Genomic DNA, 26,999 nt, shown 5'->3' on the forward strand with positions numbered 1-26,999 from the left:
CGGACGGGTTGGGATTTATTACATCTAAAATAAAGCTAATTTACTGATTTTTTTATCAGCGGGATAGCTTTGATTTTTTCCGGAAGAATCAGTTTCTCATGCGAGAAATTGAGGGCCTGCTATTACCTGAAATAAAGAGATGAAAAATGTCAGAATTAAAAATTGCCGTTAGCCGTCATTGCCCGGATTGTTTTTCTACACACCGTAATATTGTAAATGTTGATGAGAGTCGTTTCATCGACGTGGCTGCCATCGTGTTATCCATCGACGACATTGAACACGGAAAACTCGATGAAATCGACGCAACGGGTTACGGTATTCCCGTGTTTGTCGCGACTCATGACGAAGGGCGCGTACCGCCTGAGTATTTGCCGCGTATCTCTGGTGTATTCGAATATAATGAATCCCGTACTGCCTTCTATGGTCGCCAGTTGGAAACCGCAGCAAGCCACTACGAAACGCAGTTACGTCCGCCGTTTTTCCGCGCGCTGGTGGATTATGTCAACCAGGGCAACAGCGCATTTGACTGCCCGGGACATCAGGGCGGCGAATTCTTCCGCCGTCATCCTGCCGGTAATCAGTTCGTGGAATACTTTGGCGAAACGCTCTTCCGCTCCGACCTATGCAACGCGGACGTGGCGATGGGCGATCTGCTGATTCACGAAGGCGCGCCTTGCATTGCGCAGCAACATGCGGCGAAAGTCTTTAACGCCGATAAGACCTACTTTGTGCTGAACGGGACCTCCTCCTCTAACAAAGTCGTACTCAACGCGCTGTTAACGCCGGGCGATCTGGTACTGTTTGACCGTAACAACCACAAATCTAACCACCACGGCGCATTATTGCAGGCGGGCGCAACGCCAGTTTATCTGGAAACCGCGCGTAACCCGTATGGTTTTATCGGCGGGATCGACGCTCACTGCTTCGAAGAAGATTACCTGCGCGAGCTGATTAGCGAAGTCGCGCCGCAGCGTGCCCGCGAAGCACGTCCATTCCGTCTGGCCGTCATCCAGTTAGGCACCTACGACGGTACCATTTATAACGCCCGTCAGGTCGTCGATAAAATTGGTCATCTGTGCGACTACATCCTGTTTGACTCCGCCTGGGTCGGCTATGAACAATTTATTCCGATGATGGCCGATTGTTCGCCGCTGCTGCTGGAACTGAACGAAAACGATCCGGGTATTCTGGTGACGCAGTCCGTTCACAAACAACAAGCCGGTTTCTCCCAGACCTCGCAGATCCATAAAAAAGATAGCCATATCAAAGGGCAATCGCGCTACGTTCCGCATAAGCGCATGAACAACGCCTTTATGATGCACGCCTCCACCAGCCCGTTCTATCCGCTGTTCGCTGCGCTGGACGTTAACGCCAAAATGCACGAAGGCGTCAGCGGTCGCAATATGTGGATGGATTGCGTGGTTAACGGCATCGATGCCCGTAAATTGATCCTCGAAAACTGTCATCACATCCGTCCGTTCGTACCGGAACTGATTGATGGTAAGCCGTGGCAGTCATACCCGACGTCAGAGATCGCCAGCGATCTGCGCTTCTTCCACTTCGTTCCGGGAGAACACTGGCATGCGTTTGAAGGCTATGCCGAACATCAGTACTTTGTCGACCCTTGCAAACTGCTGCTCACCACACCGGGCATTAATGCAGCGAGCGGCGAATATGAAGACTTTGGCGTTCCTGCCACGATCCTCGCCAACTTCCTGCGCGAGAACGGCGTTGTGCCGGAAAAATGCGACCTCAACTCCATTCTGTTCCTGCTGACGCCGGCAGAAGACATGGCGAAGTTACAACAGCTTGTCGCCCTGCTGGCTCGTTTCGAAAAACTGCTGGAAGCTGATGCGCCGTTAGCGGAAGTATTACCGTCCATCTACAAACAGCATGAAGCGCGTTATGCCGGCTATACCCTGCGTCAGCTTTGCCAGGAGATGCACGATCTCTATGCGCGGCACAACGTGAAACAGCTGCAAAAAGAGATGTTCCGTAAATCGCATTTCCCGAAAGTCAGTATGAATCCGCAAGAGGCCAACTATGCCTATCTGCGCGGCGAGGTCGAACTGGTTCGCCTGCCGGAAGCGGAAGGTCGTATCGCGGCTGAAGGCGCTCTGCCTTACCCGCCGGGAGTGCTGTGTGTAGTTCCGGGTGAAATCTGGGGCGGTTCTGTCCTGCGTTACTTCAGCGCCCTGGAAGAAGGGATCAACCTGCTGCCGGGCTTTGCGCCTGAACTGCAGGGCGTTTATATCGAAGAACACGACGGCCGTAAGCAGGTCTGGTGCTACGTCATTAAACCTCGTGACGCGCAGCGCTCCCTGCTGAAGGAGGAAAAATTATGAGTAAACCTAAATCCAATAAAATGGGTGTCGTGCAGCTCACAATTCTGACTATGGTCAACATGATGGGCTCCGGGATCATCATGCTACCGACCAAACTGTCTGAAGTCGGCACGATATCCATTATCTCCTGGCTGGTCACCGCCGTCGGCTCGATGGCACTGGCCTGGGCGTTTGCGAAATGCGGTATGTTTAGCCGTAAATCCGGCGGCATGGGCGGTTACGCCGAATATGCCTTCGGTAAATCCGGCAACTTTATGGCGAACTATACCTACGGCGTCTCGCTGCTGATCGCCAACGTGGCTATCGCCATCTCCGCTGTCGGCTATGGTACCGAACTGTTCGGCGCCGCGCTGACGCCGCTCCAGATCGGTCTGGCGACTATCGCCGTATTGTGGGTTTGTACCATCGCAAACTTTGGCGGCGCGCGTATTACCGGACAGATCAGTAGCGTTACCGTTTGGGGCGTCATCATTCCGGTTGTCGGCCTGTGCATCATTGGCTGGTTCTGGTTTAGCCCCAGCATGTACGTAGCGTCATGGAACCCGCACCATGTTCCGTTCTTTAGCGCGGTCGGTTCTTCCATCGCCATGACGTTATGGGCATTTCTTGGACTGGAATCCGCCTGCGCCAACGCAGACGTGGTCGAGAATCCGGAAAAGAACGTCCCCATCGCGGTACTGGGCGGTACGCTGGGCGCGGCGGTCATCTATATCGTTTCGACTAACGTGATTGCCGGGATTGTGCCGAACATGGATCTGGCGAACTCCACGGCGCCGTTTGGTCTGGCGTTTGCACAGATGTTCACGCCTGCGGTAGGTAAAGTGATCATGGCGCTGATGGTAATGTCCTGCTGCGGCTCGCTGCTGGGCTGGCAGTTCACTATCGCCCAGGTATTTAAATCCTCCGCTGACGAAGGCTATTTCCCGAAAGTCTTCTCTCGTGTAACGAAAGTCGACGCGCCAGTACAGGGGATGCTGATTATTGTGATTATTCAGACTGGCCTGTCGCTGATGACCATTAGCCCGTCGCTGAATAGTCAGTTTAACGTCCTGGTTAACCTGGCGGTGGTGACGAACATTATTCCGTATATTCTGTCGATGGCCGCGCTGGTTATCATTCAGAAAATGGCGAATGTGCCGTCATCAAAAGCGAAAGTCGCTAACTTCGTGGCCTTCGTTGGCGCCATGTATAGCTTCTACGCGCTCTATTCCTCCGGTGAAGAAGCCATGCTGTACGGCTCAATTGTGACCTTCCTCGGCTGGACGTTATACGGCCTGGTCTCACCGCGTTTTGAATTGAAAAATAAACACGGCTGATGGCGCGCCCGGGCTGCGGTAACGGTAGTCCGGGCATTTTCACTCTTTGAATAAGATAATAGAAATGAGTAATCCAGAGCGGGAAGTCACTGATATAGCAGAAATACTGGCTATTCTCAGTAAACACGAAGTGTGTCGGATAGGGTTTAACGACAATCTCTGTCCGTATGTTGTCCCCGTAAATTTTGGCTACGAGTATCAGAACGGACGCTGGATATTTTATTTTCACGGCGCACGCACCGGGAAAAAGATGCGTCTGTTACGTAAGAACCCGGCAGTATGCATTGAAATGGACGGCGACCATGCATTACTACGTGCCGATGACCCCTGTGATTATAGCTACGCCTACACCAGCGTTTTCGCCACCGGACTGGCATCGATATTGCAAACACGCGAGGAGATGCGCTACGGCCTGGACGTCATTATGCGTCAGACCGATCCGGGAAAAACCTTCAGTTATCGGGAAAATATGATGAAAGCGGTTTGCGTGGTGCGTATTGAATGCGACGCCCTCACCTGCCGCCGACATCTGGCGACTCAGAGCGAATAAGTCAGATATCACAAGCGCCTTATCCGGCCTGGAGGCGGTTTACAGGCCTGATAAGCGCAGCGCCGTTAATACAAAAAAGGAGCCGTAAGGCTCCTTTTTCTTCCATATCGCCCATCAGGCGTTTTTCAATACTTCGCTAACGATTTCAACGGCTTCTTTCTCAATCTGCTTGCGATGTTCTTCCCCCAGGAAGCTTTCGCAATAGATCTTGTAAGCGTCTTCCGTACCGGATGGACGCGCGGCGAACCAGCCGTTGTCGGTCATTACCTTCAGGCCGCCAATCGATGCGCCATTACCCGGCGCTGCGGTAAGACGCGCGGTAATCGGGTCGCCTGCCAGCGTGCTGGCGCTCACCATTTCCGGAGACAGTTTAGACAATGCCGCTTTCTGGGCCGAGGTCGCTGCCGCCTGCAGACGGTTATAGCTCGGCGCGCCAAAACGCGCTGCCAGTTCATTGTAATGCTCTTGCGGGTTTTTCCCGGTAACGGCGGTGATTTCCGCCGCCAGCAGGCACATGATGATCCCGTCTTTATCGGTAGACCACGGCGTACCGTCGAAACGCAGGAACGAAGCGCCCGCGCTCTCTTCCCCGCCGAAACCAAAGCTGCCGTCGAACAAACCGTCAACAAACCATTTGAAGCCAACCGGCACTTCTACCAGCTTGCGTCCCAAATCATTCACCACGCGGTCAATCATCGCGGAAGAGACCAGCGTTTTACCGACAGCCACGTCTTTGCCCCACAGCGGACGATGCTGGAACAGATAGTTAATGGCGACCGCCAGATAATGGTTCGGGTTCATCAGCCCTGCAGGCGTCACGATGCCATGACGGTCGTAGTCCGGGTCGTTGGCGAAGGCCAGGTCAAACTTGTCACGCAGCGCCAGCAAACCCGCCATCGCACATTCGGAGGAGCAATCCATACGGATCGCGCCATCTTTATCAAGGTGCATAAAGCGGAAGGTTTGATCAACCTGATCGTTAACTAACGTCAGGTTAAGTTTGTAATGCTCAGCGATACGTTTCCAGTATTCAATACCGGAGCCGCCCAGCGGATCGATACCCAGCGTCAGACCGGCTTTCTGAATCGCCGCCATATCAACGATATCCGCCAGCCCTTCGACAAACGGCTGTACCAGATCTACCGCTTTAACGTGGCCCGAGGCCATTGCCGCATCCAGAGAGATGCGCTTAACGCCTTGCAGGCCGCCCGCCAGCAGCGCATTGGCACGATCTTCTACCACTTTAGTGACGTTGGTATCCGCCGGGCCGCCATTGGGCGGATTATATTTAATACCGCCATCTTCCGGCGGGTTGTGCGACGGCGTAATGACAATACCATCAGCCAGCGGGCCGCCTTTTTTGTTATGGACCAGGATAGCATTTGACACGGCAGGCGTTGGCGTAAAGCCATTATTTTCCTGCACGATAACGTCTACGCCGTTTGCCGCCAGCACTTCCAGCACGGAAATGAAGGCCGGTTCCGAGAGCGCATGGGTGTCTTTCCCCACATAGCAGGGGCCGGTAATGCCATTTTTCGCCCGCTCTTCAGCAATCGCCTGGGCGATCGCCAGAATATGCGGTTCGTTGAAACTGTGACGACCTGCGCTACCGCGATGGCCGGAAGTGCCAAATTTCACGGCATGTTCTGCATTCCCTGCCTCCGGTTTCAGTACATAATACTGCGCCGTCAGTTGGGCGACGTTAATCAAATCACTCTGTTGCGCGGGTTGTCCTGCGCGGTTGTGGATTGCCATTGCCTGGTCCTTCTAATGCAAGGATTAAATTGTTCCGCAAACCTTTTCAATCAATTCCGCCGGGAATTGCATTGACTGCATGATGTGTTCGATCATGCTGCATTTACGGCCGGTGTTGGTGTTGGTGATCACCCAGTACGGCGTGCCGGGAACGTGCTTAGGTTTAGTTTGATTCCCATTTTTCAGCAGCGTTTGTTCATCCGCCGCAAAATAGACGCGCGTGCGGCCATGCAACGACTCCGTCGCCTCCGCAAACGCGTGGTGATCCAGTGAATAGAGTGTAGTCAGAATCAGCATAAAGCGGTTGACCGCTTTTTTCTGCTCGGCATATTCGTCAGACAACAACAGCTCACGCATCGCGCGAACTTTGTCTTTTACCGGGTTAACCGGTTTCGCTTCGGCAACGGGTTGCGCCGCAGGCGTCCCCTTCACCGCTGAAGCCGTTGGCTGTGTCGTGGCGGAAAACTTCAACATACGCCGTAAAATGTCGGATGCGCTCTCGCCGATATGCTTGGTGTGGCTGGCAATATAGCTATAGAGTTCATCATCAACTTCAATCGTTTTCATCTTAATCCAGTGCGATGTCTTTGCTGAATACAAGTCATTGGGATTATAGGAACAAATCCCAACAGCGGATAGCGTTAAGCCCGGCTGACAAAAAAACTCGGAGTAAACCTTAGAGGTTGCAGCCCAGTGGCAGAATGGTCAACATAATACCCTAACCCGACAGAGCGAAAAAAAGAACTTTGCCATGAAATTAAACATCCGAGCGCAATCTGCACAAAACCTGCACAATAATTCCCCCATCGTTCTCGTTCATGGTCTGTTTGGCAGCCTGGACAACCTCGGCGTACTGGCGCGCGATCTGGTGACCGATCACGACATTATTCAGGTCGATATGCGCAATCATGGTTTATCGCCGCGCGATCCGGTCATGGATTATCCGGCAATGGCCCAGGATCTTCTGGATACGCTTGACGCGCAGCAGATTGAAAAAGCGACGTTTATTGGTCATTCCATGGGCGGAAAAGCGGTAATGGCGCTGACGGCGCTGGCGCCCGATCGCATCGATCGTCTGGTCGCGATTGATATCGCCCCCGTGGATTATCACGTTCGCCGCCACGATCGCATTTTCGCGGCCATTAATGCCGTCAGCGAATCCGACGCGACATCCCGCCAACAGGCGGCAGGGATTATGCGCCAACACCTCAACGAAGAAGGCGTGATCCAGTTTCTGTTAAAATCCTGGGCTGAAGGCGAATGGCGTTTTAATGTTCCGGTATTATGGGAGCAGTATCCGCATATCGTCGGCTGGGAAACCATTCCGCCCTGGGAACATCCGGCGCTGTTTATTCCAGGCGGTAACTCGCCGTACGTGACCGAAGCGTACCGCGACGCGCTGCTGGCGCAATTCCCTTTGGCGCGCGCGCATGTGATCGCCGGCGCGGGCCACTGGGTACATGCCGAAAAACCAGAGGCGGTTCTGCGCGCCATCCGCCGTTATCTGCACGATAAACGCTAACTGATTAAAAACTCATCGCCTGTGCGCGATTACGCGCGCGGGCGTTGGCGTCGCTTCCTCGCTGATGTATGATGGCGCGCTATCCATCCGGGCATAAGCCTGGCTGATTGTTTCCCCCGAAGTCACCAAAATCATGGCCAAAGAACAAACGGACCGTACGACATTAGATCTGTTCGCGCACGAGCGTCGCCCGGGACGACCTAAAACGAATCCGCTTTCGCGCGATGAACAGTTACGCATCAACAAGCGCAACCAGTTAAAACGCGACAAAGTTCGTGGCCTCAAGCGTGTCGAATTAAAACTCAACGCACAAGCGGTTGACGCGCTGAATGAGCTGGCCGAAGCGCGCAACATTAGCCGCAGCGAGCTCATTGAAGAAATATTAATGAAGCAGCTTATGGCGCTGCGCGGCCAGGGTTTAGTCTGAAAATAAGTTTTGTTTCATATTTCGTGTAGCAGAGCGTGCAGTCCCGCGTGATTGCTGTTTCCGCATATCTGCCTGTTCTGCTATGATTGCCCTTATCCGTGGGCAATTCGCCACCACCATTTCAATAAGTTTCAAGAGGTTATTTTACTCATGGCAATCACTGGCATCTTTTTCGGCAGCGACACCGGTAATACCGAAAATATCGCAAAAATGATTCAAAAACAGCTTGGTAAAGACGTTGCCGATGTGCATGACATTGCAAAAAGCAGTAAAGAAGACCTGGAAGGGTATGACATTCTGCTGCTGGGCATCCCAACCTGGTACTATGGCGAAGCGCAATGTGACTGGGATGACTTCTTCCCGACTCTCGAAGAGATTGACTTTAACGGTAAGCTGGTGGCGCTGTTTGGCTGTGGCGATCAGGAAGACTACGCGGAATACTTCTGTGATGCGCTGGGCACGATTCGCGACATTATTGAGCCGCGCGGCGCCACGATTGTGGGTCACTGGCCAACTGCAGGCTATCATTTTGAAGCCTCTAAAGGTCTGGCTGACGACGATCATTTTGTCGGTCTGGCGATTGACGAAGACCGTCAGCCTGAACTGACCGCCGAGCGTGTTGAAAAATGGGTTAAGCAAGTTTCGGCTGAATTGCACCTCGACGACATCCTCAACGCCTAATCTTATGCGGCGCAGCGTTATATCTGCGCCGCATCAATAGACAAGACCAATCAAAATAATTGCTACAAATTTGTAACTTTCGCACCCATCCCTGTACAATGTCCGGGTGTAATCAGGTGGCGCCAGAATTTGCAGGCAAAACCACAGTTTTATTAACATCTGCGAGAGACTTGCGGTTTTCATTTCGGCATGGCAGTCCTATAATGATACGCATTATCTTGAGTGCAATTTCTGTCACTTCTCTAATGAAGTGAATCGTTTAGCAACAGGACAGATTCCGTATGACTGACAACAATACCGCATTAAAGAAGGCTGGCCTGAAAGTAACGCTTCCTCGTTTAAAAATTCTGGAAGTTCTTCAGGAACCAGATAACCATCACGTCAGTGCGGAAGATTTATACAAACGCCTGATCGACATGGGTGAAGAAATCGGTCTGGCAACCGTATACCGTGTGCTGAACCAGTTTGACGATGCCGGTATCGTGACCCGCCATAATTTTGAAGGCGGTAAATCCGTTTTTGAACTGACGCAACAGCATCATCACGACCATCTTATCTGCCTTGACTGCGGAAAAGTGATTGAATTTAGTGATGACTCTATTGAAGCGCGCCAGCGTGAAATTGCGGCGAAACACGGTATTCGTTTAACTAATCACAGCCTCTATCTTTACGGCCACTGCGCTGAAGGCGACTGCCGCGAAGACGAGCACGCGCACGATGACGTGACTAAATAAGTGTAAATCTTTCGAAGAGCCAACCGCCCGGTTGGCTTTTTTATATCCTCCTCTTTCCTGCCGCTTGATGTTGATTTAATGTAAAAAACGCTATCGCATCTCAGGAGAGCAGGAATGGAGCTTCGCCAGTTACGCTATTTCGTGCGTATTATTGAAACCGGCAGTATGGGCAGCGCCGCACAGGATCTTGATATTGGCGTTTCAGCATTAAGTCAACAGATGTCCCGTCTGGAAAACGAGCTTGCCATCCGTCTGCTGCAGCGCACTTCGCGCGGCGTAACGCCAACCAACGCCGGGCTGGCCTTTTATTCGCAGGCGCAACTCGCCCTGCGTCATGCCGACGACGCAATTCTCGCCGCCAGAGAAGCGCGCCTTTCCGGTCATGTGAGCGTAGGAATGGCCCCCAGTACCGCCTCCATACTGGGTATACCGTTTATCCATGCCATGCAGGAAAACTATGCCGATGTTCGACTGCATGTGGTGGAAAGCTTGTCCGGTAATCTGGAAAGAATGATCAATACCCGCCAGATTGATTTAGCCGTTGTCTTTCAAAAAGATAAAATCCTGCGCTGGAGCGCCAGACCGATCCTTGAAGAACAGCTTTTTCTGATTGGCTCCCATGCCCTGCTGGCGGCGCTTCCTGATAACCCGATCACACCTGAACAACTGGCAGGCATTCCGCTCATTATGCCAAGCCAGAGACATGGGCTGCGCGGCAGGCTGGACGCTGTCTGCCAGGAACATGCGCTTAACGTTGAGATCGTCGCGGAAATTGACGGTCTGGCGTTGTTGATGCGCGCCGTGCGCGACGGTCTTGGCGCCACGTTGCAGCCCGGCGCGGCGATTTCTCATCTGGATAACGACGCGCTACGCGTGATCGGCGTCCATAATCCGGTACTCAGCCGCCCCAATTTTTTAGTCAGCCTGTCGGATGATGAACTGACGCCCGCCGGCCTTGCCGCCAGAGTAGTCCTTACCAAAGTTATGCGTCAGTTAGTCGACGCCGGTGAATGGCCAGGCGCAACCCTTTACGCTTACTAAACCCCTGTTTAGCGCTACCTGATAGCGCGCCGCTTATTTATCCGTATACATTTCAATTACAAATTTAACAAATAGTTAAATGGTACGGGAGTATAAGATGGTTGATGTACTGGTGATAGGCGGAGGCAATGCCGCATTATGCGCCGCCCTGACCGCACGGGAAGCGGGCGCATCGGTTCTGCTGCTTGAGGCTGCCCCGCGGGAATGGCGCGGCGGAAATTCTCAGCACACACGAAACCTGCGCTGTATGCATGATGCGCCGCAGGATGTGCTGGTAGAAAGCTATCCTGAAGAGGAATTCTGGCAGGATCTGTGGCGAGTCACCGACGGCAACACCAACGAGGCGCTGGCGCGGCTGGTCATTCGCACCTCTTCGCAATGCCGCGACTGGATGCGCAAACATGGCGTTAACTTTCAACCGCCGCTATCAGGTGCGCTCCACGTTGCGCGCACCAATGCGTTTTTTATGGGCGGCGGGAAAGCGCTCGTCAATGCCTATTACCGTAGCGCCGAACGGCTGGGCGTACAGGTTCGCTATAACACGCCGGTTCACGCGCTTGAACTTCATGACGGCGAATTCGTGGCGGCGCTGGCGGGTAGCGAACGGATTACCGCCAAAGCCTGCGTATTAGCGGCTGGCGGTTTCGAATCAAACCGTGAATGGCTGCGGGAGGCCTGGGGAGAAAACGCCCGCGGCGAATGGCCCGCGGATAATTTCCTGATTCGCGGCACGCGTTTTAACCAGGGCGTATTACTCAAATTTATGATGGATGCCGGCGCGGATATCATTGGCGATCCGTCCCAGTCGCACTGCGTAGCGATTGATGCCAGGGCGCCGCTGTACGACGGCGGTATTTGTACTCGCGTGGATTGCGTATCGCTGGGTATTGTCGTGAATCGCGACGCCGAACGTTTTTATGATGAAGGCGAAGATTTCTGGCCGAAGCGTTACGCCATTTGGGGGCGGCTGGTGGCTCAACAGCCAGGACAAATTGGCTATTCGATTATTGACAGCAAAGCCATCGGCCACTTTATGCCGCCGGTTTTTCCTGGCGCGCAGGCCAATACGCTGGCTGAGCTGGCCTGCCAGTTGGGGCTGGACGCGGAAAAATTTACCCATACCGTCACGCAGTATAACCAGGCCTGCCAGCCCGGTCATTTTGATCATACCTTGCTTGATGACTGCGCCACTAAAAACCTGACGCCGGCGAAAACCCACTGGGCGCGCCCGCTTGATGCGCCGCCCTACTACGGTTATGCGCTGCGACCCGGCATCACGTTTACCTACCTGGGTCTGAAAGTCAATGAACGTGCCGCGGTGCATTTTGCCGGTCATCCAAGCCGCAACCTGTTTGTTGCCGGCGAGATGATGGCAGGAAATGTACTGGGCAAGGGGTATACCGCAGGCGTAGGCATGTCTATCGGCACAACCTTTGGCCGCATTGCGGGAATAGAAGCCGCCCGCGCGGCGCACAAGGAGGCGCAGCATGAAACAGCTTGAAAAATTAATCATTGAGGCCACCGTGCTTACCGAACCGGAAGCCGAGGTCGAACGCGTCATGCAAGTGTGTAACGCGTGTCGCTACTGCGAAGGTTTTTGCGCGGTATTTCCGGCGATGACCCAGCGGCTCGAATTCGGTAAAGCCGATATTCATTATCTGGCGAATTTATGTCATAACTGCGGCGCCTGCCTGCACGCATGCCAGTATGCGCCGCCCCATGAATTTGCCATTAACGTGCCGAAAGCGATGGCGCAAGCCCGCCTGGAGACGTATCAACAGTATGCCCAGCCCGCCGCTTTTGGCGCGTTATACCGCCGGGCGGGGATCACCGTCGCGCTGGCGCTGATAGTCGGTCTGACGCTCTTTTTATTACTGGCGATGGTGCTGAAAGGGTCGCTGATTCATCCGCCGCTGGCCGGTGACTTCTATCAAATTTTTCCGCATAGCCTGCTGGCATGGATGTTTGGCTCAGTTTTTGTGCTGGCAATCGGTTTGCTTATGGCGGGCGTAATTCGCTTCTGGCGTGAGATCTCGCCGGGCGTACCGCGTTCGGCAGAGATTGCGGAAGCGTCGCACAATGCGTTAACGCTGAAATATCTCGACGGCGGTCACGGCAAAGGCTGTAACGAAGCGGACGATGCGTTCACGCTGCTGCGCCGTCGCTTTCATCACTTTACCTTTTACGGTTTTATGCTCTGTTTTGCCGCCACGGTCGTGGCGACGGGCTATCACTACGTCGCCGGTTGGGAAGCGCCCTACCCGTTTTTTAGCCTGCCGGTCATGCTCGGCACGCTGGGCGGTATCGGTCTGCTTATCGGCCCGGCCGGGCTACTGTGGCTCAATCTGCGGCGGTCGCCGTTACATGGCGATGCGCGCCAGAAACCCATGGATCGCGGCTTTATTCTGCTGCTGCTCTTAACCAGTCTGACCGGGCTGGCGCTGCTGGCAGGCAGAGACACCAGCGGAATGGGCATACTGCTGGCGCTCCATTTAGGCGTGGTGATGGCGCTCTTTCTCACCCTTCCCTACGGAAAATTCGCCCACGGATTTTTCCGCTGCGCGGCCTTACTCAAATGGGCAGTTGAGAAGCGACGCGGAAAACATGCGGGGGATACAGGCAACTGACCCGCAACATCTTACCCATAAAACAATAAAGACAGTGGAGAGCAAACCCTATGGCACAACACACACCTGCAACATCGCGCGCCGGCACGTTCGGCGCAATACTGCGCGTGACAAGCGGCAATTTTCTTGAACAGTTTGATTTTTTCTTGTTCGGATTTTACGCCACCTATATCGCCAGAACGTTTTTTCCGGCGGAAAGCGAATTTGCCTCATTAATGTTGACCTTTGCCGTCTTTGGCTCCGGTTTTTTAATGCGCCCCGTCGGCGCGATTGTGCTTGGCGCCTATATTGACAGAATCGGACGCCGTAAAGGGCTGATGGTGACACTGGCGATTATGGGCTGCGGTACGTTGCTCATCGCCCTCGTCCCCGGCTACCAAACGATCGGCCTGGCAGCGCCTGCGTTGGTGCTGTTGGGCCGGTTATTACAAGGATTTTCTGCGGGCGTTGAGTTAGGCGGCGTCTCGGTCTATATGTCCGAAATCGCAACGCCAGGCAATAAAGGGTTTTATACCAGCTGGCAATCCGCCAGTCAGCAGGTCGCGATCGTTGTTGCCGCGTTGATTGGTTATAGCCTGAATATCACGCTGGGACACGACGCGATATCGGAGTGGGGCTGGCGAATTCCGTTCTTTATCGGCTGTATGATCATTCCGCTGATTTTTGTTTTACGTCGTTCATTACAAGAAACAGAGGCGTTTTTACAACGCAAGCATCGCCCCGACACCAGGGAAATTTTTGCAACTATCGCCAAAAACTGGCGCATTATTACGGCCGGAACGCTGCTGGTGGCGATGACCACCACAACGTTTTATTTTATCACCGTTTATACGCCGACCTATGGCAGAACCGTGCTTAATCTCAGCGCGCGGGACAGTTTGATCGTCACCATGTTGGTGGGGGTGTCCAATTTTATCTGGTTACCCATTGGCGGCGCGATTTCCGACCGGATTGGCCGTCGCGCCGTATTAATGGGCATTACGTTGCTGGCGCTGATCACCACCTGGCCCGTCATGCAATGGCTGACCGCCGCGCCCGACTTTACCCGCATGACGCTGGTACTGCTGTGGTTCTCTTTCTTTTTTGGCATGTATAACGGCGCAATGGTCGCGGCGTTAACCGAAGTGATGCCAGTCTATGTGCGTACCGTTGGTTTCTCGCTGGCCTTTAGCCTGGCGACGGCGATTTTTGGCGGCCTGACGCCGGCCATCTCTACCGCGCTGGTAAAGTTAACCGGCGACAAAAGCTCGCCCGGCTGGTGGCTGATGTGCGCGGCATTATGTGGACTTGCCGCGACGGCGATGCTGTTTGTACGTCTGAGTCGCGGCTATATCGCGGCAGAAAATAAAGCCTGAAAAAACCACGGGCGGAAAACATTCGCCCGTGGGTGGCAAGGCAGGTTTTTATTGCACGTTATTATGACTGCGAATTTCCTGCCAGACCTTGTCGCAGTCAGCCTTGACCGCCTGATCGTTACCCGTGCGCGTCGCCTGAATGCACTGCTGATAGTCCAGTACCCGCACGCTTTCTTCGTTAGCAAATTGCTGATGTTTGCGGTCTTTTTTAAGGACATTCAGTACGCTTTGGCAGGCCTCTATCTTCTCAGGCGAGCCCTGTGCGGTATTGATACAGGCGCTGTACGCCTCTTTCAGCCGGCTATCTTCTTCCGGCGCGGGTGATGACGCGCAGGCCGTCAAACCGGCGGTCATGCTGGCGATGAGTAAAATTTTTTTCATAGGTCGTTCCTCAACAGCGCGGCAGACCGGCAGCCTGCCGCATCTGACATCAGAAAATAGTGAATGGCGCAATAACGATAAATTTCACGTCACGTTCATCCTGGAAGATGTTGCCGTAACCACCGCCCCAGCTTGGAATATTGGAGTGGTTGTCATATTCGGTGAAGTGCAGTTTGAACATGGTGCCTTTGGCACGCCCCTCCTGCAGGGTATAGACCGCATCCAGACTGTATGAGGACTCTTCGATAGTGCGGTTTTTGTCGTAGTAAGCATCCGGGTTACTTTGCCAGGTTGCCGGTTTAGCATCCCAAGCGTAAACGTAAGACGCGCCCACAGCCCAGCCCGGCAGATTCCAGTTTTTCAGGTCATACATCGCGCCGAAGAAAACCGCCTTTTCACCGTTAGCGTTAAAGTCGGAGCGGTTATCCCACCAGATATCCAGACGACCGTTTGAAGAGGCGTAGGTTGGCGTCATACGTTGCAGAAAATAGCCCTGCTGACCGTCCGCTTTCACCCAGGTGCCTTCCAGACGCAGGTCAACCACTTCCGCGACTTTGTAGCCGAAGGTCAACGCCTGCAGCCAGGCCGTACCGTCGTAAATATCATTCACGCTGCGATCGTCTACTTTGTCGCGCGCGCCGTAGAACTGGTAACTGGTGGTGAACGGATTGCCGCCTAAATCAAATTTATAGCTGGCCTTTGCGAAATATTGATCGACATAGCCTTCGGACTGACCAAACGCCGCTTCCAGCACCAGATCATTTTTGAAGTCGTACTTCGCGCCGATGGAGTGGAGGTAGTCCACATTAGTTTTTTTATCCGCCTGATAAAACTTATCCATTTCGGTATGCCACGGCGCTTTATATTCGTTAGTCCACATGTAGGAAAAACTTAACGCGCCCGCATCGCCATAGTCAAAACTGGCGCCGGCTTCCGCACCCTGATAAGTACCCGGCATAAAACTCCAGTGCGGCGCTAACAGCGTCTGACCGGTAGGCTGAATATAACCGGCGCGCGCCCAGACCGGGCCATATTTAAATTTCGCGGCGGCTTTATAAAGACTGATACCGCTCTTATCGCCGGAATAGTCTTCGTCGTAGCCTTTATTCTTTTTCGAGAAGGCAATTTCGTTTGGATGACCGCTGTCGCCGTTTTCTGCCATTTCAATCGCGGTAAACGCCGCGATATCCAGACCGAACATATCCGCAGCGTAACCAGACTGAAAATCCAAGTTAGCGTTCCAGGTCGCATGAGAAAGGTTAGTTTTATATTTGTCGCCGTCGGTCACATCTTTGCGATCGCGTTCACGCTGCCAATAATAGATGCCGCCCGTTAACGTGGAGTCGTCGAAAAAGCCGGAGGCTTGCGCCTGCGGAACAACGATCCACCCCGACATTGCTGTGATACCGGCGATAGCCAGAGCCAGCGTACTACGTTTGCCACTAAACGTACGCATAAGTTAATCCTCTTTGACGTATAAATTGCTGCCGACAAAAGCGAACAGCGAAAAAATAAAAATAAAAAGTAGCGCTGAGAAACCTCATTTACTACGTTAAATAGACTATTTTTCGCGATGCGAATTATCAATCTCTTTCTGTAACCAGTATGTAATAATATGAGCAACCGCACATATTTAATTGCTTTCTGTTATATTCGACTGCTGGTGGGGGAAGCAGACCGCCAGAAAGAAAATTGACTTGTTTTCCATAGGCATGAAAATAATTGTCTCCTGTTGACCTGACGCTTATAACATTTAGATTAATAATCATTTATCAGATCAATAATTTTCAGAGAATAATTAATTCGCCTCGCAAAAAAGAGAATCGACTAAGAGCCTATCCCACCAGGCGTTATTGGCGCAGCCAGTTTGGACACGGACAGCGCGCAAAAACCGGAGCGTACACGTAGTACGTGAGGTTTGACTCGCTACGCTCGCCCTTCGGGCCGCCGCTAGCGGCGTTCAAAACGCTAACGCGTTTTGGCGAGCACTGCCCAGGTCCAAAATGGCAAGTAAAATAGCCCTAATGGGATAGGCTCTTGGAAATGCAGAGAAAAAACGCCGCAAAACGCGGCGTTGACAAGGTATTTTTACAGCATTCGTCTGTTGGCGCAGTGCTTACTCGCCCGCTTTCGCCCAGGTATCACGCAGGCCCACGGTGCGGTTAAAGACCAGCTTATCGGCCGTTGCATAGCGGCTGTCGAGGCAGAAGTAGCCTTCACGTTCAAACTGGAAAGCTTTTCCTGCTACCGCCGCTTTCAGCGACGGCTCACCATAACCCTGCTTAATCACTAATGATTCGGGGTTGATAACAGACAGGAAGTCCTCCGCGGCGCCTGGATTCGGCACGCTGAACAGACGGTCGTAGAGACGAATTTCAATCGGCAACGCATGTGCTGCGCTAACCCAGTGGATTACGCCTTTCACTTTACGCCCGTCAGCCGGATCTTTACTCAGCGTATCGGCATCATAGGTACAGAAGATGGTGGTGATATTCCCTTCGGCATCCTTCTCTACGCGCTCCGCTTTAATGACGTAGGCATTACGCAGACGCACTTCTTTGCCCATCACCAGACGCTTGTACTGCTTGTTCGCTTCTTCGCGGAAATCTGCGCGATCGATCCAGATCTCACCGCTAAACGGCACTTCACGGCTGCCCATCTCCGGTTTATTCGGATGGTTAGGCATGGTAACCATTTCGCTCTCGCCCTGCGGGTAGTTTTCGATAACCAGTTTTACCGGATCGATTACCGCCATCGCGCGCGGCGCGTTTTCGTTCAGATCTTCGCGAATGCAGGATTCCAGCGACGCCATCTCAATGGTGTTGTCCTGCTTGGTGACGCCGATGCGTTTGCAGAACTCACGAATAGAAGCTGCGGTATAGCCGCGACGGCGCAGACCGGAAATAGTCGGCATACGCGGATCGTCCCAACCTTCGACGTGTTTGTCGGTCACCAGCAGGTTCAGCTTACGCTTGGACATCACGGTGTATTCCAGATTCAGGCGCGAGAATTCGTACTGGCGCGGGTGAACCGGAATGGTGATGTTGTCCAGCACCCAGTCGTACAGACGACGGTTATCCTGGAACTCCAGCGTACACAGAGAATGAGTAATGCCTTCCAGCGCATCGCTGATGCAGTGAGTAAAGTCGTACATCGGGTAGATGCACCACTTGTTGCCGGTCTGGTGGTGTTCAGCAAATTTAATGCGGTACAGCACCGGATCGCGCATCACGATAAACGGCGACGCCATGTCGATTTTAGCGCGCAGACAGGCTTTACCCTCTTCAAAACCGCCGGTACGCATTTTTTCAAATAGCGCGAGGTTCTCTTCCACGCTGCGATCGCGGAACGGGCTGTTTTTACCCGGCGCGGTCAGCGTACCGCGGTATTCACGGATCTGCTCCGGCGTCAGCTCATCAACGTAGGCCAGGCCTTTATTGATTAGCTCGACCGCATAGGCGTGCAGTTGGTCAAAGTAATCGGAGGAGTAGCGAATATCGCCAGACCAGTGAAAGCCTAACCACTCGACGTCGTTTTTGATCGAATCAACGTACTCGATATCTTCTTTTACCGGGTTGGTGTCATCGAAACGCAGGTTGCACTGGCCCTGATAATCTTGCGCGATGCCAAAGTTCAGGCAGATAGATTTCGCGTGGCCGATGTGCAGATAGCCATTCGGCTCCGGCGGAAAACGGGTATGGACAGTGGTATGTTTACCACTCGCCAGATCTTCATCAATAATCTGACGAATAAAGTTAGTCGGGCGGGCTTCAGCCTCACTCATCGTGGATTCCTCAAAGCGTAAACAACGTATAACGGCATATGATCTTATAAGCCGGACAGACTGACAACCTTTAGTTACTTAAAAAGTGGCTTTGCAGAAAATATTGGGGCTAATTGCGGTAAAAAAAAGCGGCGAAGGTTCCCCTCTGCCGCTTATGTTTTCTGTGATATCGCCGGATGGCGTCTTACGCCTTATCCGGCCAGGAAGCGATTATTTGCTCTTGATCTCGTACAGTGGCGTTTGACCCGCCACCACGTGACCATCCGCTTTGATGACCAGAGCGCTGAAGTCATCGCTGTTGCTGCAAACAACCGGGCTTATCATGGAACGCGCATTGGCATTCAGGAAGTCCAGATCCAGTTCCAGCACCGGCTGACCCGCCGTGACTTCCGCACCCTCTTCTACCAGACGCTTAAAGCCCTGACCGTTCAGCGCGACGGTATCGATACCCATATGGACAACGATCTCCGCGCCTTTTTCGGTTTCCAGACAGAACGCGTGGTTAGTGTTGAAGATTTTCACGATAGTACCCGCCGCCGGAGAAACCACGGTTTTATCGGTGGGTTTCACCGCCACGCCGTCGCCGACCGCTTTGCTGGCGAAAGCTTCATCCGGTACCTGATCCAGCGCCACTACCTCACCGGTAATCGGAGAGACCAGTTCAGCGATAGTCACCGCATTCGGCACCGCCTGGGGTTTGGCCGCCGGAGCAGGTGTTGCAACGTGAGCCGCATCAGCAGACGCTGCCGCGACCGGCCCCCGCGCCACCACTTTCTTCATTTCATCGCCAATCGATTCTGCTTTCGCGCCGACAATAACCTGAATGGTCTGTTTGTTCAGTTTAACCACCCCGGAAGCGCCGAGGCGTTTGCAGGCCGCATCGTTAACGCGAGCAGAGTCATTCACGGTCAGGCGCAGACGGGTAATACACGCATCGATCGCTTTCAGGTTGTCCGTACCGCCAACCGCAGCAATATAGCTGGTCGCCAGTTGCGTTAACCCTTCTTCGGTGTTGCTGTTGGCTTCTTCCGTTACCATCTCATCAACTTTATCTTCGCGGCCCGGCGTTTTCAGGTTAAACATACGAATAACCGCGCTGAACAGCAGGAAGTAGATGATAAAGAATACAACGCCCATCACCAGCAACATCCAGACGTTATTGCTGGCCGCTGGCAGGTTATACATCAGAACATAGTCGATCGCACCTGCCGAGAAAGAGAAGCCCGCATGGATACCCAGCAACGTCGCGACGAACAGGCTGATACCAGTCAAAATGGCGTGCAGGAGGTACAGCAGCGGCGCCAGGAACATAAACAGGAATTCCAGCGGCTCGGTTACGCCGGTCAGAAACGCGGTGATCGCGACAGACAGCAGCATACCGCCCACCATCGGACGACGTTCTTTCGGCACGGCGAAATACATCGCCAGAGCGGCGCCCGGCAGACCAAACATCATGATCGGGAAGAAGCCGGACATAAACATCCCCGCCGTGCCGTCGCCAGCATAGAAGCGGTTGATGTCGCCGTGGAATACAGTGCCTGCGGCATTGGTGAATTCGCCAATCTGGAACCAGGCGATGGTGTTCAGTACCTGATGCAGACCGGTGGGGATCAGCAGACGGTTGATGAAGCCAAAGATACCGGAACCCAGCGCGCCTGCGGAAACGATCCATTCACCGCCCGCATGGATGCCATGCTGTACCGGCGGCCAGACGTAACCGAAAATAGCGGCCAGCACCAGACAGAAAAAGCCCGTTGCGATCGGCACAAAACGTTTTCCACCGAAGAAACTGAGAAAATCAGGCAGTTTGATACCAGACCAACGATTATAAACCGCGCCGCCGACCAGACCGGTAATAATCCCCGCCAGCACGCCCATGTTGATTTCCGGGTTAATCGTCACCATCGCTTTGGTCATGACGAAGTAACCCACGGCTCCCGCCAGTGCTGCCGCGCCCGCGCTATCTTTAGACCAACTGGAGGCCACGCCGATAGCGAAAACCAGCGCCAGGTTATCGAAAATAGACCCGCCCGCTTGCGCGATAAACGGCATATTCAGCAAATCTGGTTGGCCGAATCGCAGCAACAACGCTGCCACCGGCAACACGGCGATAGGGAGCTGCAACGCCCTACCCAGCCGCTGGAAAAAACCTAAAATATTCATCTTATTCCCCCTACGAGACGCCGATATGGCTTCTTTGAAGCCGTTTTTTATTGTGCTGCAAACGTTAAAAACGTGATGTTCTGTAATCGAACGGTGAGATCATCTTCTGCAGAGTGTGTGGAAAATTAATTCGCCTCGCAAATTAAACGGGTGTTTTTTGTGATTATAATCACTAAATATCGTAATCACCCCCACCATCCACTGGCTAACACGGAAAACTTATTTTATGATTCAAAAAATCAGGACGGATTGAACACGAACCCTGGATATCCAGGTTACGCTTAATACGATCCGCCAAATTTTGACATTGATTATCGAGGTGAAGAATGAGACTGATCCCCCTGAGTACCGCAGAACAGGTTGGCAAATGGGCCGCTCGCCATATCGTTAACCGTATTAATGCGTTCAAACCGACCGCCGATCGTCCGTTTGTCCTTGGACTGCCTACCGGCGGCACGCCGCTAACGGCGTACAAAGCGCTGGTTGAGATGCACAAAGCGGGCGAGGTCAGCTTTAAGCATGTGGTCACCTTTAATATGGACGAATATGTTGGCCTGCCGAAAGAGCACCCGGAAAGCTACCACAGCTTTATGCATCGTAACTTTTTCGATCACGTTGATATTCCAGCAGAAAACATCAATCTTCTCAACGGTAACGCACCGGATATCGATGCGGAATGCCGTCAATATGAAGAAAAAATTCGTTCTTACGGTAAAATCCATCTGTTTATGGGCGGCGTCGGCAACGACGGTCACATCGCCTTTAACGAACCGGCGTCTTCCCTGGCTTCCCGTACCCGTATCAAAACGTTAACCCATGATACTCGCGTAGCGAACTCCCGCTTCTTTGACGGTGACGTAAACCAGGTGCCGAAATACGCGCTGACGGTAGGCGTAGGCACGCTGCTGGATGCGGAAGAAGTGATGATTCTGGTGCTGGGCCATCAGAAAGCCCAGGCGCTGCAGGCGGCGGTTGAAGGCAACGTCAACCACATGTGGACCATTAGCTGCCTGCAACTCCATCCGAAAGCGGTTGTGGTATGCGATGAGCCGTCCACAATGGAACTTAAAGTTAAAACATTGAAATATTTCAATGAATTAGAAGCAGAAAATATTAAAGGTCTGTAATGTTGTCTCCGCCCCGCCAGTCAATGCGGGGCGGTAAATTTTTGATATCGGGGTCGGAATGTATGCTTTAACCCAGGGCCGGATCTTTACCGGTCACGAAATTCTTGATGACCATGCGCTTGTTGTCGCTAATGGCCTGATTGACCGCGTTTGTCCGATGGCCGAACTGCCGCCGGGAATAGAACAACGCTCATTGAATGGGGCCATTCTCTCCCCCGGTTTTATTGATGTGCAGCTAAACGGCTGCGGCGGCGTGCAGTTTAACGATACCGCAGAAGCCGTCAGCGTTGAAACGCTGGAAATTATGCAGAAAGCCAATGAAAAATCGGGCTGTACTAACTTTCTGCCAACGCTTATCACTACCAGCGACGAGTTGATGAAACAGGGCATTCGCGTCATGCGCGAATACCTGGAAAAACATCCGCACCAGGCGCTGGGTCTCCACCTGGAAGGCCCCTGGCTTAATCTGGTAAAAAAAGGCACCCATAATCCTGATTTCGTGCGTAAACCAGACGCTGCGCTGGTCGATTTCTTATGCGATAATGCCGACGTCATCACCAAAGTCACTCTCGCGCCGGAAATGGTGCCTGCTGACGTAATCGCTAAACTGGCGAATGCGGGCATTGTGGTTTCCGCAGGTCACTCCAACGCGACGTTAAAAGAGGCGAAAGCAGGCTTCCGCGCCGGGATTACTTTTGCGACTCACCTGTTTAACGCGATGCCGTACATTACAGGGCGTGAGCCGGGCCTTGCTGGCGCTGTTCTGGACGAAGCGGATATTTATTGCGGCGTTATCGCCGATGGTCTGCATGTCGACTACGCCAACATTCGCAATGCCAAACGCCTTAAAGGCGACAAACTTTGTCTGGTGACAGACGCCACCGCACCGGCGGGGGCCAATATTGAGCAGTTCATTTTCGCAGGTAAAACAATATACTACCGCAATGGACTGTGTGTGGATGAAAACGGTACGTTGAGCGGTTCGTCCTTAACCATGATTGAAGGCGTACGCAACCTGGTCGCGCATTGCGGCATCGCGCTGGATGAAGTGCTGCGCATGGCAACGCTCTATCCGGCACGCGCTATCGGCGTTGATAAGCATCTCGGTAGCATTGCGCCGGGTAAAGTCGCCAACCTGACCGCGTTCACCCACGATTTTAAAATTATCAAGACCATCGTTAATGGTGACGAGGTCGTTGACTTGAGTAAGTGAGAATATGACACCAGGCGGACAAGCTCAGATAGGTAACGTTGATCTCGTAAAACAGCTTAACAGCGCGGCCGTTTACCGCCTGATTGACCAGCATGGTCCTATCTCGCGCATACAAATTGCCGAGCAAAGCCAGCTTGCTCCCGCCAGCGTAACGAAAATTACGCGTCAACTCATTGAACGCGGGCTGATCAAAGAAGTCGATCAGCAGGCCTCTACCGGAGGCCGCCGCGCTATCTCTATCGTCACGGAAACCCGTAACTTCCACGCCATTGGCGTTCGCCTGGGCCGTCATGACACCACTTTAACGCTCTACGATCTGAGCAGTAAAGTGGTCGCTGAGGAGCATTATCCGCTACCGGAGCGCACCCAGGAGACGCTGGAACATGCGCTGCTCAACACCATCGCCGTCTTTATTGATAGCTGTCAGCGTAAAATTCGTGAATTGATCGCTATCTCGGTGATCCTGCCAGGGCTTGTCGATCCGGAAAGCGGCGTGATTCGTTACATGCCGCACATTCAGGTTGAAAACTGGGGACTGGTCGAAGCGCTGGAAAAACGGTTTCACGTTACCTGTTTCGTGGGACACGATATCCGTAGCCTGGCGCTGGCGGAACACTACTTCGGCGCCAGTCAGGATTGCGAGGACTCGATTCTGGTGCGCGTTCATCGTGGTACAGGCGCCGGGATTATCTCCAACGGACGCATCTTCATTGGCCGTAACGGCAACGTCGGTGAAATTGGGCATATTCAGGTGGAGCCGCTGGGCGAGCGCTGCCACTGCGGTAATTTCGGCTGTCTGGAAACCATTGCCGCCAATGCGGCGATTGAACAACGGGTGCTGAATTTGCTTAAACAAGGGTATCAAAGCCGTGTTCCGCTTGACGACTGCACGATTAAAACCATCTGTAAGGCGGCAAACCGGGGCGACAGCCTGGCCTCGGAAGTCATTGAGCATGTTGGTCGCCATTTGGGCAAAACGATCGCCATTGCTATCAACCTGTTTAACCCGCAAAAAATCGTCATTGCCGGCGAGATCATTGAAGCCGATAAAGTCCTGTTGCCCGCTATCGAAAGCTGTATCAATACGCAGGCGTTAAAGGCATTTCGCAAAAATTTGCCGGTGGTACGCTCCACGCTGGATCACCGTTCTGCTATCGGCGCATTTGCCTTAGTTAAACGCGCCATGCTCAACGGAACATTGCTGCAACGTTTGCTGGAAAGTTGATGCGCTCTTATAGTATCGGATTATTCACAAATTCCCTGGGTAGTTCATGACCATCAAGAATGTAATCTGCGATATCGACGGCGTGCTGATGCACGACAACGTAGCCGTACCCGGTGCGGCGGAATTTCTGACGGGGATTCTGGAAAAAGGTCTGCCGCTGGTGCTGCTGACCAATTACCCGTCGCAAACCGGCCAGGATCTGGCGAACCGTTTTGCTACCGCTGGCGTTAACGTGCCGGACAGCGTGTTTTATACGTCAGCAATGGCGACAGCCGATTTTCTGCGCCGTCAGGAAGGTAAAAAAGCGTATGTCGTGGGCGAAGGCGCGCTTATTCACGAGCTCTATAAAGCGGGTTTTACCATTACCGATGTGAACCCTGATTTTGTCATCGTTGGAGAAACCCGCTCCTACAACTGGGACATGATGCATAAAGCAGCATTTTTCGTCGCCAATGGCGCGCGCTTTATCGCTACCAACCCGGATACTCACGGTCGCGGCTTTTATCCGGCCTGCGGCGCGCTGTGCGCAGGCATTGAAAAAATTTCCGGCCGGAAGCCGTTTTATGTCGGCAAACCCAGCCCGTGGATCATCCGCGCGGCGTTAAACAAAATGCAGGCGCACTCGGAAGAGACCGTTATCGTCGGCGACAACCTGCGCACCGACATTCTGGCGGGGTTCCAGGCCGGTCTGGAGACCATTCTGGTGCTTTCAGGCGTATCAACAATCAATGATATTGACAGTATGCCGTTCCGCCCAAGCTGGATTTACCCTTCCGTCGCCGAGATAGACGTTATCTAAACCTGTCCCCTGCCCGATGACGCGCCGCTTTCAGGCCTACGGTTCGAACAACATTGTAGGCCTGATAAGCGAAACGTCATCAGGAAAAACATAATTCAATTAAACCACGATAAAACTGAAGATCCATCAATAAATCCGCGCAATACGTAATCATTTTTCACTAATCAACAATGACGATTGCATTTTTCATTTTTCAGACCGTAATCCCCTTGCGCCTTCCACGCCTTTGCGGCATTTTTTAGTCAAGCAAATACAAAAAGTACGACGCAACAGATTAACGGAGAAGGCTATGTGTTCTATTTTCGGCGTATTCGATATCAAAACAGATGCAGCGGAACTGCGTAAAAAAGCCCTTGAACTGTCACGCCTGATGCGCCATCGCGGCCCGGACTGGTCCGGCATCTACGCTTGCGATAACGCGATTCTCGCACATGAACGCTTGTCGATTGTTGATGTTAACGCTGGCGCCCAGCCCCTGTATAACGCCAGAAAAACCCACGTACTGGCGGTGAACGGTGAAATTTATAACCATCAGACGTTACGCGCGGAGTATGGCGATCGTTACGCGTTCCAGACAGGCTCCGACTGCGAAGTTATTCTCGCGCTGTATCAGGAAAAAGGGCCGGATTTCCTTGACGATTTACAGGGGATGTTCGCCTTCGCCCTGTATGACAGCGAAAAAGACGCTTATCTGATTGGTCGTGACCATATCGGTATTATTCCGCTCTATATGGGCTATGACGAATTCGGCAACTTCTACGTAGCGTCAGAAATGAAAGCGCTGACCCCGGTCTGCCGCACCATTAAAGAGTTCCCGGCGGGCAGCTACCTGTGGAGCAAAGACGGCGAAATTCGTCAGTACTATCAGCGCGACTGGTTCGATTACGATGCGGTAAAAGACAACGTCACCGACAAAAACGCGCTGCGCCAGTCGCTGGAAGAATCCGTGAAAAGCCACCTGATGTCCGACGTGCCCTATGGCGTGCTGCTCTCCGGCGGTCTGGACTCGTCGGTTATTTCGGCAATCACCAAAAAATTCGCCGCCCGTCGCGTCGAAGATCAGGAGCGCTCCGAAGCCTGGTGGCCACAGTTGCACTCTTTTGCGGTCGGTCTGGAAGGTTCGCCTGACCTGAAGGCGGCCCAGGAAGTGGCTAACCACCTCGGCACCGTGCACCATGAAATTCACTTCACCGTGCAGGAAGGCCTTGATGCCATTCGTGATGTTATCTATCACATTGAAACCTATGACGTGACCACTATCCGCGCCTCAACGCCGATGTATCTGATGTCGCGTAAGATCAAAGCGATGGGCATCAAAATGGTGCTCTCCGGCGAAGGTTCCGATGAGGTGTTTGGCGGCTACCTGTACTTCCATAAAGCGCCGAACGCCAAAGAGTTACATGAAGAGACGGTCCGTAAGCTACAGGCGCTGCATATGTATGACTGCGCCCGCGCCAACAAAGCGATGTCCGCCTGGGGCGTGGAAGCGCGCGTACCGTTCCTGGATAAAAAATTCCTCGACGTGGCGATGCGTATCAACCCACAGGATAAAATGTGCGGCAACGGCAAGATGGAAAAACACGTGCTGCGCGAGTGCTTCGAGTCTTATCTGCCAGCAAGCGTCGCGTGGCGTCAGAAAGAGCAGTTCTCTGACGGCGTAGGCTACAGCTGGATCGATACGCTGAAAGAAGTGACGGCGAAACAGATTTCCGATCAACAACTGGAAACCGCCCGCTTCCGCTTTCCATACAACACGCCGTCGTCTAAAGAGGCGTACTTGTACCGGGAAATTTTTGAAGAATTGTTCCCGGTGCCGAGCGCGGCGGAATGCGTACCCGGCGGCCCGTCCGTGGCCTGTTCTTCCGCCAAAGCCATTGAGTGGGATGAAGCATTCAAAACGATGGATGACCCGTCAGGCCGCGCGGTCGGCGTGCATCAGTCGGCGTACCAGTAA

22 protein-coding genes are annotated in these 26,999 nt (G+C 53.1%); 16 read left to right on the forward strand and 6 right to left on the reverse strand.

What is annotated here, in order from left to right; genetic code table 11:
• The first annotated feature begins 146 nt into the window (after window positions 1-146).
• The 3 genes from speF to ACQ29O_RS15245 all read left to right on the forward strand — a co-directional run bounded on the left by speF (window position 147) and on the right by ACQ29O_RS15245 (window position 4,211).
• On the forward strand, window positions 147-2,345 hold the full coding sequence (speF, locus tag ACQ29O_RS15235; protein ID WP_001292402.1) for an ornithine decarboxylase SpeF: 2,199 nt from the start codon (window positions 147-149) through the stop codon (window positions 2,343-2,345).
• Window positions 2,342-3,661 carry a putrescine-ornithine antiporter gene (gene potE, locus ACQ29O_RS15240; protein WP_000042658.1) on the forward strand — a complete coding sequence of 440 codons (1,320 nt, stop codon included), beginning with the start codon at window positions 2,342-2,344 and terminating at the stop codon, window positions 3,659-3,661. The genes speF and potE overlap by 4 nt, the downstream gene beginning before the upstream one ends.
• A gap of 64 nt (window positions 3,662-3,725) precedes the next feature.
• The gene (locus tag ACQ29O_RS15245; protein WP_020937074.1) at window positions 3,726-4,211 is read left to right on the forward strand and encodes a pyridoxamine 5'-phosphate oxidase family protein; all 486 of its coding nucleotides are present in this window, start codon (window positions 3,726-3,728) and stop codon (window positions 4,209-4,211) included.
• A 114-nt stretch (window positions 4,212-4,325) separates the two neighbouring features.
• On the opposite strand, the gene pgm is transcribed toward ACQ29O_RS15245, so the two are convergent.
• Entirely contained in the window at window positions 4,326-5,966 is a 1,641-nt protein-coding gene (pgm, locus tag ACQ29O_RS15250; RefSeq protein WP_000974382.1) for a phosphoglucomutase (alpha-D-glucose-1,6-bisphosphate-dependent), read from the reverse strand.
• A 24-nt stretch (window positions 5,967-5,990) separates the two neighbouring features.
• Window positions 5,991-6,533, reverse strand: coding sequence for a replication initiation negative regulator SeqA (seqA, locus tag ACQ29O_RS15255; RefSeq protein ID WP_000848395.1), 543 nt, complete (start codon window positions 6,531-6,533; stop codon window positions 5,991-5,993).
• A gap of 184 nt (window positions 6,534-6,717) precedes the next feature.
• Between seqA and ybfF the strand changes: the two genes are divergently transcribed.
• The 8 genes from ybfF (at window position 6,718) to tcuC (ending at window position 14,353) form a co-directional block, all read left to right on the forward strand.
• Window positions 6,718-7,488, forward strand: a complete 771-nt coding sequence (gene ybfF / locus ACQ29O_RS15260; RefSeq protein ID WP_000773245.1) for an esterase — start codon at window positions 6,718-6,720, stop codon at window positions 7,486-7,488.
• A gap of 133 nt (window positions 7,489-7,621) precedes the next feature.
• Complete coding sequence (gene ybfE / locus ACQ29O_RS15265) at window positions 7,622-7,915, forward strand: LexA regulated protein (RefSeq protein ID WP_001040939.1); 294 nt, start codon at window positions 7,622-7,624, stop codon at window positions 7,913-7,915.
• 150 nt (window positions 7,916-8,065) lie between these two features.
• Window positions 8,066-8,596 carry a flavodoxin FldA gene (fldA, locus tag ACQ29O_RS15270; RefSeq protein ID WP_001018621.1) on the forward strand — a complete coding sequence of 177 codons (531 nt, stop codon included), beginning with the start codon at window positions 8,066-8,068 and terminating at the stop codon, window positions 8,594-8,596.
• Window positions 8,597-8,877: 281 nt separating this feature from the next.
• Complete coding sequence (fur, locus tag ACQ29O_RS15275) at window positions 8,878-9,330, forward strand: ferric iron uptake transcriptional regulator (protein WP_000131700.1); 453 nt, start codon at window positions 8,878-8,880, stop codon at window positions 9,328-9,330.
• A 114-nt stretch (window positions 9,331-9,444) separates the two neighbouring features.
• Window positions 9,445-10,371, forward strand: a complete 927-nt coding sequence (gene tcuR, locus ACQ29O_RS15280; protein ID WP_000423374.1) for a tricarballylate utilization LysR family transcriptional regulator TcuR — start codon at window positions 9,445-9,447, stop codon at window positions 10,369-10,371.
• A gap of 97 nt (window positions 10,372-10,468) precedes the next feature.
• On the forward strand, window positions 10,469-11,872 hold the full coding sequence (tcuA, locus tag ACQ29O_RS15285; RefSeq protein ID WP_000228709.1) for an FAD-dependent tricarballylate dehydrogenase TcuA: 1,404 nt from the start codon (window positions 10,469-10,471) through the stop codon (window positions 11,870-11,872).
• Window positions 11,859-12,998, forward strand: coding sequence for a tricarballylate utilization protein TcuB (gene tcuB, locus ACQ29O_RS15290; protein ID WP_000811145.1), 1,140 nt, complete (start codon window positions 11,859-11,861; stop codon window positions 12,996-12,998). Before tcuA ends, tcuB begins: the two co-directional genes overlap by 14 nt.
• 50 nt (window positions 12,999-13,048) lie before the next feature.
• Window positions 13,049-14,353, forward strand: coding sequence for a tricarballylate/proton symporter TcuC (tcuC, locus tag ACQ29O_RS15295; protein WP_000057017.1), 1,305 nt, complete (start codon window positions 13,049-13,051; stop codon window positions 14,351-14,353).
• A 48-nt stretch (window positions 14,354-14,401) separates the two neighbouring features.
• Here the strand turns inward: tcuC and chiQ are convergent, their stop codons facing one another.
• From chiQ to nagE, 4 genes are all read right to left on the reverse strand, one after another.
• The gene (gene chiQ / locus ACQ29O_RS15300) at window positions 14,402-14,734 is read right to left on the reverse strand and encodes a ChiQ/YbfN family lipoprotein (protein WP_000722258.1); all 333 of its coding nucleotides are present in this window, start codon (window positions 14,732-14,734) and stop codon (window positions 14,402-14,404) included.
• Between the two features lie 49 nt (window positions 14,735-14,783).
• Window positions 14,784-16,190 (reverse strand): chitoporin ChiP, encoded by a 1,407-nt coding sequence (gene chiP / locus ACQ29O_RS15305; RefSeq protein ID WP_001258803.1) that lies wholly within the window; start codon window positions 16,188-16,190, stop codon window positions 14,784-14,786.
• Between the two features lie 660 nt (window positions 16,191-16,850).
• Window positions 16,851-18,518 carry a glutamine--tRNA ligase gene (gene glnS, locus ACQ29O_RS15310; RefSeq protein ID WP_001287181.1) on the reverse strand — a complete coding sequence of 556 codons (1,668 nt, stop codon included), beginning with the start codon at window positions 18,516-18,518 and terminating at the stop codon, window positions 16,851-16,853.
• Window positions 18,519-18,728: 210 nt separating this feature from the next.
• Window positions 18,729-20,681 (reverse strand): PTS N-acetyl glucosamine transporter subunit IIABC, encoded by a 1,953-nt coding sequence (gene nagE / locus ACQ29O_RS15315; RefSeq protein WP_001023077.1) that lies wholly within the window; start codon window positions 20,679-20,681, stop codon window positions 18,729-18,731.
• Between the two features lie 326 nt (window positions 20,682-21,007).
• Between nagE and nagB the strand changes: the two genes are divergently transcribed.
• The 5 genes from nagB to asnB all read left to right on the forward strand — a co-directional run bounded on the left by nagB (window position 21,008) and on the right by asnB (window position 26,999).
• Entirely contained in the window at window positions 21,008-21,808 is an 801-nt protein-coding gene (gene nagB / locus ACQ29O_RS15320; RefSeq protein WP_001237059.1) for a glucosamine-6-phosphate deaminase, read from the forward strand.
• Window positions 21,809-21,866: 58 nt separating this feature from the next.
• Entirely contained in the window at window positions 21,867-23,021 is a 1,155-nt protein-coding gene (nagA, locus tag ACQ29O_RS15325) for an N-acetylglucosamine-6-phosphate deacetylase (RefSeq protein WP_000271186.1), read from the forward strand.
• Between the two features lie 4 nt (window positions 23,022-23,025).
• Window positions 23,026-24,246, forward strand: coding sequence for a DNA-binding transcriptional regulator NagC (nagC, locus tag ACQ29O_RS15330; RefSeq protein WP_000187578.1), 1,221 nt, complete (start codon window positions 23,026-23,028; stop codon window positions 24,244-24,246).
• Between the two features lie 46 nt (window positions 24,247-24,292).
• Complete coding sequence (gene nagD, locus ACQ29O_RS15335; protein WP_000153143.1) at window positions 24,293-25,045, forward strand: ribonucleotide monophosphatase NagD; 753 nt, start codon at window positions 24,293-24,295, stop codon at window positions 25,043-25,045.
• Window positions 25,046-25,334: 289 nt separating this feature from the next.
• Window positions 25,335-26,999 (forward strand): asparagine synthase B, encoded by a 1,665-nt coding sequence (asnB, locus tag ACQ29O_RS15340; RefSeq protein ID WP_000337037.1) that lies wholly within the window; start codon window positions 25,335-25,337, stop codon window positions 26,997-26,999.

Origin of the sequence: Salmonella sp. GDC200615 (genome assembly GCF_050574145.1) — a bacterium.
GTDB lineage: Bacteria > Pseudomonadota > Gammaproteobacteria > Enterobacterales > Enterobacteriaceae > Salmonella > Salmonella enterica.

Excerpts from the sequence above, each read along its gene's own strand:
- chiP (WP_001258803.1), bottom strand. The coding sequence starts at position 16,190 with ATGCGTACGTTTAGTGGCAAACGTAGTACGCTGGCTCTGGCTATCGCC.
- tcuB (WP_000811145.1), top strand. The coding sequence starts at position 11,859 with ATGAAACAGCTTGAAAAATTAATCATTGAGGCCACCGTGCTTACCGAA.
- glnS (WP_001287181.1), bottom strand. The coding sequence starts at position 18,518 with ATGAGTGAGGCTGAAGCCCGCCCGACTAACTTTATTCGTCAGATTATT.
- chiQ (WP_000722258.1), bottom strand. The coding sequence starts at position 14,734 with ATGAAAAAAATTTTACTCATCGCCAGCATGACCGCCGGTTTGACGGCC.
- potE (WP_000042658.1), top strand. The coding sequence starts at position 2,342 with ATGAGTAAACCTAAATCCAATAAAATGGGTGTCGTGCAGCTCACAATT.
- nagA (WP_000271186.1), top strand. The coding sequence starts at position 21,867 with ATGTATGCTTTAACCCAGGGCCGGATCTTTACCGGTCACGAAATTCTT.
- ybfE (WP_001040939.1), top strand. The coding sequence starts at position 7,622 with ATGGCCAAAGAACAAACGGACCGTACGACATTAGATCTGTTCGCGCAC.
- asnB (WP_000337037.1), top strand. The coding sequence starts at position 25,335 with ATGTGTTCTATTTTCGGCGTATTCGATATCAAAACAGATGCAGCGGAA.
- nagB (WP_001237059.1), top strand. The coding sequence starts at position 21,008 with ATGAGACTGATCCCCCTGAGTACCGCAGAACAGGTTGGCAAATGGGCC.
- pgm (WP_000974382.1), bottom strand. The coding sequence starts at position 5,966 with ATGGCAATCCACAACCGCGCAGGACAACCCGCGCAACAGAGTGATTTG.
- tcuC (WP_000057017.1), top strand. The coding sequence starts at position 13,049 with ATGGCACAACACACACCTGCAACATCGCGCGCCGGCACGTTCGGCGCA.
- tcuR (WP_000423374.1), top strand. The coding sequence starts at position 9,445 with ATGGAGCTTCGCCAGTTACGCTATTTCGTGCGTATTATTGAAACCGGC.
- nagD (WP_000153143.1), top strand. The coding sequence starts at position 24,293 with ATGACCATCAAGAATGTAATCTGCGATATCGACGGCGTGCTGATGCAC.
- ybfF (WP_000773245.1), top strand. The coding sequence starts at position 6,718 with ATGAAATTAAACATCCGAGCGCAATCTGCACAAAACCTGCACAATAAT.
- tcuA (WP_000228709.1), top strand. The coding sequence starts at position 10,469 with ATGGTTGATGTACTGGTGATAGGCGGAGGCAATGCCGCATTATGCGCC.
- seqA (WP_000848395.1), bottom strand. The coding sequence starts at position 6,533 with ATGAAAACGATTGAAGTTGATGATGAACTCTATAGCTATATTGCCAGC.
- fldA (WP_001018621.1), top strand. The coding sequence starts at position 8,066 with ATGGCAATCACTGGCATCTTTTTCGGCAGCGACACCGGTAATACCGAA.
- fur (WP_000131700.1), top strand. The coding sequence starts at position 8,878 with ATGACTGACAACAATACCGCATTAAAGAAGGCTGGCCTGAAAGTAACG.
- speF (WP_001292402.1), top strand. The coding sequence starts at position 147 with ATGTCAGAATTAAAAATTGCCGTTAGCCGTCATTGCCCGGATTGTTTT.
- nagC (WP_000187578.1), top strand. The coding sequence starts at position 23,026 with ATGACACCAGGCGGACAAGCTCAGATAGGTAACGTTGATCTCGTAAAA.
- nagE (WP_001023077.1), bottom strand. The coding sequence starts at position 20,681 with ATGAATATTTTAGGTTTTTTCCAGCGGCTGGGTAGGGCGTTGCAGCTC.
- ACQ29O_RS15245 (WP_020937074.1), top strand. The coding sequence starts at position 3,726 with ATGAGTAATCCAGAGCGGGAAGTCACTGATATAGCAGAAATACTGGCT.